This window comes from Bradyrhizobium dasycarpum (assembly GCF_042019905.1).
Lineage (GTDB): Bacteria > Pseudomonadota > Alphaproteobacteria > Rhizobiales > Xanthobacteraceae > Bradyrhizobium > Bradyrhizobium japonicum_B.
Genome location: NZ_CP169574.1, coordinates 4,724,856 through 4,737,176, shown reverse-complemented (window position 1 = coordinate 4,737,176; position 12,321 = coordinate 4,724,856). Strand labels below are relative to the sequence as shown.

Below are 12,321 nucleotides of genomic sequence, written 5' to 3'. Positions count from 1 at the left end.
TTGTGGCGCGCATCACGCGCGGTGATAGGGATGGCCGGCCAGAATGGTGGCGGCCCGGTAAAGCTGTTCCAGAAGCATGACGCGGACCATTTGGTGCGGCCAGGTCGCAGAGCCGAACGCGATCGCGAGCTTGGCCTTACGGCGCAATTCGGGCGAAAGTCCGTCCGCCCCTCCGATCATGAAGATAGTATGTCCGGCGCCTTCGTCCCGCCAGCGCGCCAGATGCCGTGCGAATACGGTGGAATCGAGATTCTGCCCGCGCTCGTCCAGCGCCACCAGGATGGATTTTTCCGGGACATGCGCCGAGATCGCCGCGGCCTCCTCGGCCATCCGCGTCGCTGTGTCCCGCGCGCGGCTTTCGGCGACTTCGTAGACGCTGAGCCCGCGGAATCCGAGCTTGCCGCCGGCTTCGCTGAACCGCTCGAAATAACGGTCGGCAAGCTCCCGTTCGGGCCCCTGCTTCAGCCGGCCCACCGCAATGACGGCAACACGCATGATCTTTTCAGGGTCGCGTTTTCAACACCGCGCGCATGATGCGCGCGCACGACGCCAGCATGCGCGTTAGCCGATTCGAAATCGGCCCGATGAGCCTAGATCGCCTTCGCCGCCCCTGGGCCCTGCGTGTACAATCGCCTCGAGATTGTAGAACTCGCGGACCTCGGGTCTGAACACGTGCACGATCACGTCGCCGGAATCGATCAGCACCCAGTCGCAATTGGGCAAGCCCTCGACATGGATGTTCTTGATGCCGTTTTCCTTCAGGCTCTTGGTGACGTTTTCCGCGATCGCGCCGACGTGCCGGTTGGCCCGGCCGGTGGTGACGATCATGTAGTCGGAGTACGCCGATTTGCCGCGAAGGTCGATGGTGACCGTCTCTTCCGCCTTCATGTCCTCGAGGCGGGAGAGGATCAGGCTCAGCGTCTTGTCGGCGTCGGGTTGCGCCTCCAAGGCCGCAGCTTTGGTCGATGTTTTACGCGCCGGCTTGGCAACCTTGGGTAAAACAGGCTTCGTCGAAGCTGACTTCGTGGAAGTAGACTTGGACAATACAGATGCGGTCAGGGACCATTCCTTTCACTGTATCGCGAACGCCGAATCCGGCGTCCACCGGTTACACTACATCATGTGGGGTTAAGGGTTTCAATATGCCAGAGAGGCCCGAAGCCCCCACGCCCCCCAAGGTCTGACTCACTTCGTACCTTTCCAGCTCCCGTCCGGGTTCCGCAGGCCCGTCGAGGACAGGTTCAGCTTCATTCCGGTCAGGAAGACCCAGGCCGGTGCCGGTTGATCCGCAAGGAGCGGGGCGTTCTTCTCGGGCAGGCGGTAGCGCGCCAACGCCTTGGCAGCGGGCGAGGCGAGGGCGCGAAAACTCTGCGGCGGGCGATCGACCACCGCAATCGGCACCTGGTCGGCGATGCGCCGCCAGTGCTGCCAACGATGGAATTGAGCGAGGTTGTCGGCGCCCATGATCCAGACAAAGCGCAAGCCGGAGAGGCGGCGGCGCAAGGTGTTGATCGTATCGATAGTATAGCGGGTGTGAATGACGGATTCGAGACAGCTGACCTCGATCCTGGGATCGTCGGCGACGTCGCGCGCGGCCTGCATGCGCGCGCCGAGCTCATGCAGCGGGCCGTTCTCCTTCAGCGGATTGCCGGGGGTCACCAGCCACCAGACGCGATCGAGTTGCAATCGCTTCAGCGCGAACTGGCTGATGGCCCGATGCGCCTGATGCGGCGGATTGAACGAGCCGCCGAGCAGGCCGATGCGCATGCCTTCGGTGTACGGCGGTACGGCCTGCGCGAAGAAGCGTGGCACGACGAAATGGTTGCTCAATGCCCCGCGCCTTGCAACGTTACCTACGGCCGCGTCTGCCCGGTGCCGTGAACGCGGTATTTGAAGCTCGTCAATTGCTCGGCGCCGACAGGGCCGCGGGCGTGGAAGCGACCGGTGGCGATGCCGATCTCGGCACCGAAGCCGAACTCGCCGCCATCGGCGAACTGCGTCGAGGCGTTGTGCAGCACGATCGCGGAATCGACCTCGCTCAGGAATTTCTTCGCAGCCGCTTCATCCGCGCTCACGATCGCATCGGTGTGATGCGAGCCGTGGGCCTGGATATGCGCGATCGCGCCGTCCACGCCATCCACGACTTTCGCGGCGATGATCGCATCGAGATATTCGGTGTCCCAATCGTCTTCGTTCGCAGGCTTGACGCGTGCATCGGCCTTTTGCACGGCATCGTCGCCGCGTACTTCGCAGCCGGCCTCGATCAGCATCTCGACCAGCGGCTTCAGGTTCTTCGCAGCAGCGGCGCGGTCGACCAGCAGCGTCTCGGCCGCGCCGCAGACGCCGGTGCGGCGCATTTTCGCGTTGAGCACGATCGACTTCGCCATGGCGAGGTCGGCGCTGGCATCGACATAGACGTGGTTGACGCCTTCGAGATGCGCGAACACGGGCACGCGCGCCTCCTGCTCGACGCGGGCGACGAGGCTCTTGCCCCCGCGCGGCACGATCACGTCGATGGCGCCGTTCAATCCTGACAGCATCATGCCGACCGCGGTGCGGTCGCGCGTCGGCACCAGCGTGATCGCAGCTTCAGGCAGGCCGGCTTCGCGCAGGCCCTGCACCAGGCATTCATGGATGGCGCGGCAGGAGCGGAAACTGTCGGAGCCGCCACGCAGGATCACGGCGTTGCCCGACTTCAGGCACAGCACGCCGGCATCCGCCGCAACGTTCGGCCGGCTCTCGAAGATCACGCCGACGACGCCGAGCGGCACGCGCACGCGCTCGATGGTCATGCCGTTCGGCCGCTGCCAGCTTTCGGTGACGGTGCCGACCGGGTCGGCGATGCCGCGCACAATGGCGATACCCTCGGCCATGCCCTCGATCCGCACCGGCGTCAGCGTCAGGCGGTCGATGAAGGCGGAGGTGGCATTGCCGGAGGCGCGGGCCTCGGCGACGTCCTCGGCATTGGCGGCGAGAATGGCGGCCGCATGGCTGCGGATCGCCCGCTCCATGGCCTCCAGCGCCCGGTTCTTCTGCTCCGGCGGCGCCAGCGCCAGCACACGCGCGGCAGCGCGGGCACGGGTGGCGAGATCGGACATCAGCGCCTGGAGATCGCTGGCACGATCGGCATTGCCGTCGACGGCTTTGAGGGGGCGGCCATTGGAGTTTCAACCTTCTGCTAAGGCAGTGTCCTAGCACGGAAATCCCGGGTTTGCGAAGGGCGGGCAGGGTATGGCTGGTACTTCCGAGACGGGCCGGCTAGGGTAGTCCGCCGTCATTCCGGGGCGATGCGAAGCATCGAACCCGGAATCTCGAGATCCCCGGTGCGCAATTGCGCACCTGAGGTCTGGTCCTTCGCGCCATCCCGGAATGACGGCTCGGGCTCTAGCCGCCCACCACCAGATCGTCGCGGTGGATCATCTCGGCGCGGCCGCTGATGCCGAGGATGGCCATCACGTCCGGGGAGGAACGGCCCCTGATCCGCTCGGCCTCGTCGGCGTCGTAGGCGATCAGGCCGCGGCCGACCTCGCTGCTGTCGGGGCCGCGCACGATCACGGCGTCGCCGCGGGCGAACTGGCCCTCGACCTTGATCACGCCGGCCGGCAGCAGGCTGGCGCCGGCGCGTAGCGCCGTGACCGCACCGGCATCGATCGTCAGCGTGCCCTTCGGCTCCAGCGTGCCCGCGATCCAGCGTTTGCGCGAGGTGATGGGGTTGGCGGGCGTCAGGAACCAGGTGCAGCGGCCGCCATCGGCGATCGCCTGCAGCGGATGCTCGATCTTGCCGGACGCGATCAGCATATGCGTGCCGCCTGTCGTGGCGATCTTGGCCGCCTCGACCTTTGTGCGCATGCCGCCGCGCGACAGCTCGGATTCGGCATCGCCCGCCACCGCTTCGATCTCCGAGGAGATGCTCTCGACCACCGGAATCAGCTTGGCGTTCGGGTTGTTCTTCGGCGGGGCGTCGTAGAGCCCGTCGATGTCGGACAGCAGCACGAGCAGGTCGGCACTCGCCATGGTGGCGACGCGCGCGGCGAGGCGGTCGTTGTCGCCGTAGCGGATCTCGTTGGTCGCCACCGTGTCGTTCTCGTTGATCACGGGGATGGCGCGCCATTCCAGCAGCTTGCCGATGGTGGAGCGCGCGTTGAGATAGCGGCGGCGCTCCTCGGTGTCCTGCAGCGTCACCAGGATCTGGCCGGCGCCGATGCCGTGGGCGCCGAGCACCTCGGACCAGATCCGCGCCAGCGCGATCTGGCCGACTGCGGCCGCGGCCTGGCTCTCTTCCAGCTTCAGCGGGCCGCGCGGCAATTTCAGCCGGCTGCGGCCCAGCGCGATCGAGCCGGAGGAGACCACGAGGACGTCGCGCCCTTCCTCGTGCAGCTTGGCCATGTCGTCGGCAAGCGCGGCCAGCCAGGACGCCCGCACCTCGCCCTTGTCGGAATCGACCAGCAACGCCGTGCCGACCTTGACGACGATGCGGCGGAATTGACTGAGTTCGGGGCTGGCCATCATTCGCTTGGACGATCTGCACTGCGTTGGAAACGGCGGAGCGAAAGAGCGGCGCCGATAGGCCCGCTTTTGCAGCAGGACGATGTCCGGCGCAAGGCGGCCGGCATGGTAAACGGCCAAGATCGGCCTTGTCCGGGACGCTGCTCCGGTCCTAATTGATACCAATCAAAATGGGGTCAAAGGGGAAACGCATGGATCGCCGCGAATTCATGGCCGGATGTATCGCTCTGCCGCTGCTGGCGCAGGCGGGTGAGACGCACGCGCAGGCCGGGCTGACCAAGATCATCTTCCCGTTTGCGGCAGGGGCCGGCGGCGACACGCTGTGCCGCTTGCTCGCGCAGGAGATGGCACCGGTGCTGCAACGGACCATGGTGGTCGAGAACCGCACCGGCGGCGACGGCCTGATCGGCATCAAGGCGGTGAAGGGGGCTAGCCCCGACGGCAGCATGGTGCTGGTGACGACGGGACCGACCATGTACCTGCTGCCGATGGTGGAGAAAACACCGAGCTTCGACACCGCCAAGGATTTCATGCCGGTGTCGCTATTGGCGCGGTTCGAATTCGCGCTGGTGATCAATCCGGCGGTCGAGGCGGCCGATTTCAGGAGCTTCGTGGCGTGGCTGAAGGCGCATCCGGACAAGACCTCGTTCGGCGTGCCGAGCAACGGCACCATTCCGCACTTCACAGGCTCCAAGCTCGAGAAGGACCTCGGCATTCCCCTCACCCGCGTGCCCTATCGCGGCAGCGCGCCGATCCTCAACGACCTCGTCGGCGGTCACATCGCGTTCGGCATCACGACGCTGGCGGATGCGCTGCCGCAGCACCGCGCCAAGGGCGTCAAGATCATCGCGGTGTCGAGCGCCGAACGTTCGCCGTTCGCGCCTGAAGTGCCGACGCTGAAGGAGAGCGGCATCGATCTCGTTGCCGACGCCTGGTACGGCATGTGGCTTCCCGCCGGCAGTCCGCCGGACTTCGCCGGCAAGCTCGCCGCGGCCGCGAGTGCGGCGCTGGCCAAGCCGGAGGTGAAGGAGAAGCTGACGGCGATCGGGTTGATTCCGGTCGGCTCGGCCCCGGACGGATTGACCAAGGAACTCGCCGCCAACACCGCGTTGTGGCAGCCGATCGTGAAGGCGACGGGGTACAAGATCGAGAATTGAGTCTCTCCTAACGTCATTGCGAGGAGCCCTTGCGACGAAGCAATCCAGAATCTCTCCGGGAAAGAACTGGATTGCTGCGCGGCGCTCGCAATGACGGCGTGGATGGATGTTCGATCGTATCGACGTTTCGAACGCGCGGAGCAGTTCACATCTTCGCGCGCTGGGCGATGCCGTCCTTGATGGCCGCGAGCTCTTTCTCGTCCCAGATGCCGATCAAGACCCCGTTCTTTACCTGGAGCTGATTATCCGCATAGGCCGCGATCTTCTCGCGGGGCGTGGTGATGTGGCCGTTCGGATGCAGCGCCCAGTCGAACAGCTCGGCCTGCAATCGCGCGACGATGCCGGCGCAATCGGGATCGTCGCCGCGATCCAGATATTCTTCCGGATCGGTCTCGAGGTCGTACAGCATCGGGCGGAAGCCGGAGGCGTGGATGTATTTCCAGCGGCCGTCGAACACCATGAACAGGCGGCAGCGCTCGATCGGCTGGTTCAGCTTCAGCCTGACGTCCTGCATGGCGTAGTCGTATTCGGAGAACGCCACCTTGCGCCAGTCCGGGGGCGTCGGCCCGCGCAGCAGCGGCAGCAGTGAGCGTCCCTCGAGGATGTGGCCCGGCACCTTGCCGCCGAAATAATCGACGAAGGTGGGGGCGAGGTCGATGGCCTCGACCAGCGCGTCGCTGCGCGTGCCGCGCGTGGAATCGGCCTCCTTCGAGGGGTCGATGATGATCAGCGGAATCTTCGCGGATTGCTCGTGGAACAGATCCTTCTCGCCCATCCAGTGATCGCCGAGATAATCGCCATGATCGGAGGTGAACACGATCATGGTGGTGTCCAGCAGATCGCGCTCGCCCAAGAACTTCATCAGCACGCCCATCTGGTCGTCGATCTGCGTGATCAGGCCCATATAGGTCGGGATCACCTTCTCGCGGGCATCGTCGCGCGCCATGTTGCGGGAGTAGCGCATGTCCAGATAGGCGCCGAACACCGGATGCGGATTCTGCCGCTCGCGCTCCGAGCGGATCACCGGGATCATGTCTGATGTCGAATACATGCTGGCATAGGGCTCGGGCGCGATATAGGGCCAGTGCGGCTTGATGTAGGACAGATGCAGGCACCACGGCTTGCCCTCGGTCTCGGCCTCGCTGATGAAGTCCATCGCGCGCCGCGTCATGTAGGGCGTCTCGGAATGCTCCTCCGGCACGCGCGCGGCCTTGTCGGCGTGCACCAGCAGCCAGCCGTTCTGCAAGCTGCCGTCGTCCGCCGCGCCGGAATTGGCCCAGTGCTCCCAGGGATTGGTGGCTTCAAAGCCCTGCTGGCGGAGATACTCATCGTACTTCGGGCGCGGCCGCCCCGTCGGATGCAGGCCATCGTCGCGCTCGTAGGGCTCGAAGCCGCATTCGGCGACATGCACGCCGATGACCGATTCCGGCGGGATGCCGAGCGCCTTCATGCCCTCGAGATCGGGCGCCATGTGGGTCTTGCCGACCAGCACGTTGCGCACGCCGATCTTCTTGAGGTGATCGCCGAGCGTGGGCTCGCCAACGCGCAGCGGCCAGCCGTTCCAGTGCGAGCCGTGCGAGCGCATGTAGCGGCCGGTGTAGAACGACATCCGCGAGGGCCCGCAGATCGGCGATTGCACATAGGCCTTGCTGAACAGCACGCCGCGCCTGGCCATGGCGTCGATATTGGGCGTCTTCAGCGTGGGATGGCCGGTGCAGCCGAGATAGTCATAGCGAAGCTGGTCGCACATGATCCAGAGAACGTTCTTCGCGCGCGCCATGCGTCGTCCCTTGTCGCTTCTTGATTGTTCGATGCTGCGCTATTGACGGCGTGAAGACAAGCCAGTGCTCAAATTCGGCTGTATCACAAGCGCCGAACCTCATCCTGAGGAGCCCGCGCAGCGGGCGTCTCGAAGGATGGCCGCAGCTGAGAGCCGGGCCTTCATGGTTCGAGACGCGCGTTCCGCGCTCCTCACCATGAGGGTTTCTCAGCGAGATCCACTACGCCGACCAGGGCTCCGCTTCCGCCGCGCTCTTCGCCTTCGCCGACACCGGGGCTTCGCCGATCACCTCGGCCAGCGCGCGCAAGGCTTCCTTGACGCCCTGGCCGGTTACGCCGGACAGCAGCAGCGGGGTCTTCTTGGCGGCGCGCTTCAGCCGCTCCTTCTGCTTCTTCAATTCGTCCGGCTCGACCGCGTCGATCTTGTTCAGCGCGACGATCTCGATCTTGTCGGTGAGCTGGCCGCCATAGGCGTCGAGCTCCTTGCGCACCGTCTTGTAGGCCTTGCCGGCATGCTCGCAGGTGGCGTCGACCAGGTGCAGCAGCACGCGGCAGCGCTCGACATGGCCGAGGAAGCGGTCGCCGAGACCGGCGCCTTCATGGGCGCCCTCGATCAGGCCGGGAATGTCGGCCAGCACGAACTCGCGGCCGTCGGCGTTCACGACGCCGAGCTGCGGATGCAGCGTGGTGAAGGGATAGTCGGCGATCTTCGGCTTTGCCGCGCTGACCTTGGACAGGAAGGTCGACTTGCCGGCATTGGGCAGGCCGACGAGACCGGCATCGGCAATCAGCTTCAGACGCAGCCAGACCCAGCGTTCCTCGCCGGGCTGGCCGGGATTGGCGTTGCGCGGCGCGCGGTTGGTCGACGACTTGAAATGCGCGTTGCCGAAGCCGCCATTGCCACCCTCGGCCAGCACGAACTTCTCGCCGACCTTCGTGAAATCGTGGATCAGCGTCTCGCGGTCCTCGTCGAAGATCTGGGTGCCGACCGGCACCTTCAGCACGATGTTCTTGCCGTTGGCGCCGTGACGGTCCGAGCCCGAGCCGTTCTCGCCCTTCTGGGCCTTGAAGTGCTGCTGGTAACGGTAGTCGATCAGCGTGTTGAGGCCGTCGGCGACCTCGATGATGACGTTGCCGCCGCGGCCGCCATTGCCGCCGGAGGGGCCGCCGAATTCGATGAACTTCTCGCGGCGGAACGCCACGCAGCCGTTCCCGCCGTCGCCGGAGCGGATATAGACCTTTGCTTCGTCAAGGAATTTCATCGGCCATAGGTAGGCCAGCCGGTGCCTTGCGGCAACCCGGATAGACCCGCAAATCGGCTGAAATTCCGCGAATTTGGGGCGTGCTTAACCGGCCGGCCGCTTCCGGATCAGGAATTTCTGCATCCCGTCCAGCACCAGCTCCTTGCGCTGGTTGAACACGGTGCTGCGCAGCGTCACCGCGCCGGTGGTGCGGCCCGGCAAGAGCTCGGTGACCTCGAGCGCCGGATAGATCGTGTCGTCCGCGAACACCGGCTTGAGAAACCGGCTCGACTGCTCGAGGAAGCCGACCAGGGATTCCTCGACCATGAACGGAAACAGGCCGGCGCCGGGCGCGGTGTGGATCAGGGTCTGGAAGCCGTGGGCGAGCAGATGCGGCATGCCGCGGCTGCGGCAATATTCCACGTCGTAATGCACGGGATGGGTGTCGCCGCTCGCGGTCTGGAACGCCGCGAAGATCGCCGAGGTCTGGGTGCGGCCCGGCAGCACGAAGCGCTCGCCGACGACGAAATCCTCAAACCAGCGTTGCGTGGGGATCATGCGATGCTGGGTCGGATCGAAATCGGTCATGTCGGAGCTCTCTCGGTCGCTGAGCGTTTATCGCTACCGCGATGCGAGGAGTGCGACAATCCGTTCAATTCGGCGGATGCGGGCTTGTCCGGCGCGGCCACGTCATTAAAACGACCGCAGGCGACTCTAATCGTCGGATTTCCGCGCTCTCTCCGCTCGTCATTGCGAGCGAAGCGAAGCAATCCAGCCTGTTTCTGCGGAAGCAGACTGGATTGCTTCGTCGCACCAGCGCAAAATTGCTTCGCAATTTTGTCGCGGGCTCCTCGCAATGACGGCTCCCACACACTCACGACGGCAATGCCCCTCTTCAAGACTCCCTCCGCCTATGACGACCGCTCCGCGCGGCTGGCCGGCATTGCGCTCATGGTGCTGTCGATCTTCATGTTCTCGTTCGGCGATGCCATGGGCAAGTTCCTGGTCGGGACTTATTCGGTGGGGCAGCTGTTGTTCCTGCGCGCCTGCGCGGCGCTGCTTTTGCTGTCGCCGCTGATCTGGAAGCAGCGCGACCTGTTCCTGCATCTGGAGCGGCCGGGCCTGCAGCTGTTCCGCGTCGTGCTGTCGACGCTGGAGGTCGCCGCCTTCTTTCTTGCGACCGTCTATCTGCCGCTTGCCGACGTCATCACCTATTATCTCGCCGGCCCGATCTTCGTCACCGCGATGTCGGCGATCTTCCTGGGCGAGAAGGTCGGCTGGCGGCGCTGGACCGCGATCCTGATCGGCTTCTGCGGTGTCCTGATCGCGCTGCGGCCGTCGGCCCAGACCGTCAGCCTGCCGGCGCTGATCGCACTCGGCGGCAGCCTGTCCTTCGCAACCCTGATGCTGATCACGCGCAGCCTGCGCAAGACGCCCGACATCGTGATGGCGTCCACGCAATTCGTCGGCACGTTCTCGCTGGGCGCGGTGCTGTCGGCCTTCAACTGGGTGCCGCCGACCCCTGGCAGCCTCGTCATCTTCGCGGCCGCCGGGCTGGTTTCGGTCACCGCGCTGTTCTGCGTCAACCGCTCGCTCAAGCTGGCGCCGGCCAGCGTCGTGGTGCCCTACCAATATTCGATGATCGTCTGGGCGGTGATCTTCGGCTTCGTCGTGTTCGGCGACGTGCCGTCGGTCGCAACCCTCGTCGGCGCCGCGATCATCATCGGCGCCGGGTTCTACATCTATCTGCGGGAGCGGGATCTCGGGCGGGAGAGCGTCGAGGTGAATCCGCCGGCGTAGCCACAACGTCGTCACGGGGCGCGCGCAGCGCGAGCCCGGGACCCATACCCACAGGCGGATGTTTTGCGAAGACTTCGGAGTGGGCGCGTCGCCCCGCACCCCCGGTTGTGGTTCTGGGTCCCCGCCTTCGCGGGGACGACAATTGTGTTTGTAGGAGCGCCGTCGCCTACCTCATCCGCCGCGCGCTGCTCCAGCTCTTCAGCGAGGCCCACACGCCGCGCGACAGGCGGAAGCAATCGACCGGCGTCGAGGAGCCCAGCGCCAGAAATCGATGCAGCTGCACGCCGCTCCATTGGAAGCCGCACTTCTCCAGCACCTTGCGCGAGGCGGGGTTGGTGACGCGCGCGCCGGCATGGAGATGCTCGTCCTCGAACTCCTCGAAGAAGAAGTCGATCGCGCCGCGCGCCGCCTCGGTGGCAAAGCCGCGGCCCCAATGCTCGACGCCGAGCCAATAGCCGAGCTCGGCATTCCCAGGCGTGGAGCAGTCGATGCCGACCATGCCGACCGGCACGGTGTCGTGCTCGATCAGGAACACGGTCTCAGCTCCGAGCGCGGCGGTGGCGCGGATGAATTCGACGGCGTCGTTCTGCGAATAGGGATGCGGCAGGCGGCGGGTGTTTTCCGCGACGCGGCGGTCGTTGGCGAGCCGGGCGATGGTCCTGACGTCGGCCAGCGTCGGCCGCCGCAAGGTCAGCCGTTCGGTGGCGACGACGCTGGGTCTCGCCTCGGCCAAGGTCACGCCTCGAGAAATCCTGCAACATGTCCGGCTCCGTGAAAGTCACTAAGTCAAAGTGAACAAGTCAAAAGAAAAGGGGAGGCCGGTTTCCCGCCTCCCCTGGAGCCTTCGATCGCTATGATCTGGACTCCGCCGGTTCAGTCGGGACCGGCGGACTCCATTTGATCCACCGTCTATTCAGCAGCCTCTGCGATCGGGAGTACCGATACGAAGGTGCGGCCGTTGGCTTTGGCCTGGAACGCAACACGACCCTCGATCTTGGCGAACAGGGTATGGTCCGTGCCCATGCCGACATTAAGGCCGGGGTGCCAGGTGGTGCCGCGCTGACGCGCAATGATGTTGCCGGGAGTGACGAGCTCCCCGCCGAACGCCTTGATACCGAGGCGCTTGCCCTTGGAATCGCGTCCGTTACGCGATGAACCGCCTGCTTTTTTGTGAGCCATGGCTCGTCTCCGAAATCCTGCGTATGTCTAGGTCAATTCCTTGACGGAATCATTTCAAAATTTCTCACGCCTCAATTCGTGAATGGGCGTGATCGATCTTGCGTTACTCGGCGGCTTCCGCGGCCGGCTCCTTCGCCACCTTCTCCCGCTTCGGACGCGGGCCCTTGGTGGGCTTGGCGCCGTCGGTCAGGATCTCGCTGACGCGGAGCACCGTGATCTCGTCGCGATAGCCGCGCTTGCGGCGCGAATTCTTGCGGCGGCGCTTCTTGAACGCGATGACCTTGGGGCCGCGCTTGTGGTCGAGCACCTCGACCGCAACGGACGCGCCTGCGACCGTGGGAATGCCCAGCACCGGCGTGTCGCCGCCGACCACCAGAACTTCATTCAACTGCACGATCGAGCCGACTTCGCCTTCGATCTTGCCTACTTCGAGAACATCATCCGGCACGACGCGGTATTGCTTGCCGCCGGTTTTGATGACTGCGAACATCGTTCTTTCTCCGTGTTCAATCCCGGCCTCGTGACGGATTGTCCGGGCCGGCTTTTTGTCAGTCGCTACGGGTTTATCTACGTTTTGTGCGGGTGGGACTTATCCCTTTGAAAACCCACGCAAAAACAAGCGGCGCGAGAAACGCCCCGCGCCGGCTGTGGGACTTATA

Annotated in this window: 11 protein-coding genes and 2 pseudogenes; 2 read left to right on the top strand and 11 right to left on the bottom strand. The window is 65.1% G+C overall.

Translation table 11 applies throughout. The features are described from left to right. Window positions 1-12: 12 nt before the first annotated feature. From rlmH to proB, 5 genes and pseudogenes are all read right to left on the bottom strand, one after another. Window positions 13-495, bottom strand: a complete 483-nt coding sequence (rlmH, locus tag ACETMP_RS22660) for a 23S rRNA (pseudouridine(1915)-N(3))-methyltransferase RlmH (RefSeq protein ID WP_257178857.1) — start codon at window positions 493-495, stop codon at window positions 13-15. Between the two features lie 95 nt (window positions 496-590). Then, window positions 591-948: pseudogene (gene rsfS, locus ACETMP_RS22655) on the bottom strand (ribosome silencing factor). A 237-nt stretch (window positions 949-1,185) separates the two neighbouring features. Next, window positions 1,186-1,830 (bottom strand): nicotinate-nucleotide adenylyltransferase, encoded by a 645-nt coding sequence (locus ACETMP_RS22650; protein ID WP_375157940.1) that lies wholly within the window; start codon window positions 1,828-1,830, stop codon window positions 1,186-1,188. A gap of 23 nt (window positions 1,831-1,853) precedes the next feature. Next, a complete protein-coding gene (locus ACETMP_RS22645) occupies window positions 1,854-3,098 on the bottom strand; it encodes a glutamate-5-semialdehyde dehydrogenase (protein ID WP_375157939.1) in 1,245 nt (414 codons plus the stop codon). A gap of 286 nt (window positions 3,099-3,384) precedes the next feature. After that, complete coding sequence (gene proB / locus ACETMP_RS22640) at window positions 3,385-4,506, bottom strand: glutamate 5-kinase (RefSeq protein WP_375161965.1); 1,122 nt, start codon at window positions 4,504-4,506, stop codon at window positions 3,385-3,387. 191 nt (window positions 4,507-4,697) lie between these two features. On the opposite strand from proB, the gene ACETMP_RS22635 reads away from it, so the two are divergent. Beyond that, on the top strand, window positions 4,698-5,663 hold the full coding sequence (locus ACETMP_RS22635) for a Bug family tripartite tricarboxylate transporter substrate binding protein (RefSeq protein ID WP_028133247.1): 966 nt from the start codon (window positions 4,698-4,700) through the stop codon (window positions 5,661-5,663). 145 nt (window positions 5,664-5,808) lie between these two features. On the opposite strand, the gene ACETMP_RS22630 is transcribed toward ACETMP_RS22635, so the two are convergent. From ACETMP_RS22630 to ACETMP_RS22620, 3 genes are all read right to left on the bottom strand, one after another. Then, window positions 5,809-7,443 carry an alkaline phosphatase family protein gene (locus ACETMP_RS22630; RefSeq protein ID WP_375157938.1) on the bottom strand — a complete coding sequence of 545 codons (1,635 nt, stop codon included), beginning with the start codon at window positions 7,441-7,443 and terminating at the stop codon, window positions 5,809-5,811. Window positions 7,444-7,663: 220 nt separating this feature from the next. After that, the gene (gene obgE / locus ACETMP_RS22625) at window positions 7,664-8,704 is read right to left on the bottom strand and encodes a GTPase ObgE (protein ID WP_375157937.1); all 1,041 of its coding nucleotides are present in this window, start codon (window positions 8,702-8,704) and stop codon (window positions 7,664-7,666) included. An 84-nt stretch (window positions 8,705-8,788) separates the two neighbouring features. Then, on the bottom strand, window positions 8,789-9,271 hold the full coding sequence (locus ACETMP_RS22620; RefSeq protein WP_375157936.1) for a MaoC family dehydratase: 483 nt from the start codon (window positions 9,269-9,271) through the stop codon (window positions 8,789-8,791). A 297-nt stretch (window positions 9,272-9,568) separates the two neighbouring features. Here ACETMP_RS22620 and ACETMP_RS22615 point away from each other — a divergent pair, with 297 nt between their 5' ends. Then, on the top strand, window positions 9,569-10,483 hold the full coding sequence (locus tag ACETMP_RS22615) for a DMT family transporter (RefSeq protein WP_375157935.1): 915 nt from the start codon (window positions 9,569-9,571) through the stop codon (window positions 10,481-10,483). A gap of 166 nt (window positions 10,484-10,649) precedes the next feature. Here the strand turns inward: ACETMP_RS22615 and ACETMP_RS22610 are convergent. From ACETMP_RS22610 to rplU, 3 genes and pseudogenes are all read right to left on the bottom strand, one after another. Further along, window positions 10,650-11,244 (bottom strand): annotated as a pseudogene (locus ACETMP_RS22610) (GNAT family N-acetyltransferase). 148 nt (window positions 11,245-11,392) lie between these two features. Next, window positions 11,393-11,662: a 50S ribosomal protein L27 gene (rpmA, locus tag ACETMP_RS22605; protein ID WP_028133240.1), complete on the bottom strand. Its 270-nt coding sequence runs from the start codon at window positions 11,660-11,662 to the stop codon at window positions 11,393-11,395. 103 nt (window positions 11,663-11,765) lie between these two features. Continuing rightward, window positions 11,766-12,152 (bottom strand): 50S ribosomal protein L21, encoded by a 387-nt coding sequence (gene rplU, locus ACETMP_RS22600; RefSeq protein ID WP_028133239.1) that lies wholly within the window; start codon window positions 12,150-12,152, stop codon window positions 11,766-11,768. Window positions 12,153-12,321: the final 169 nt, after the last annotated feature.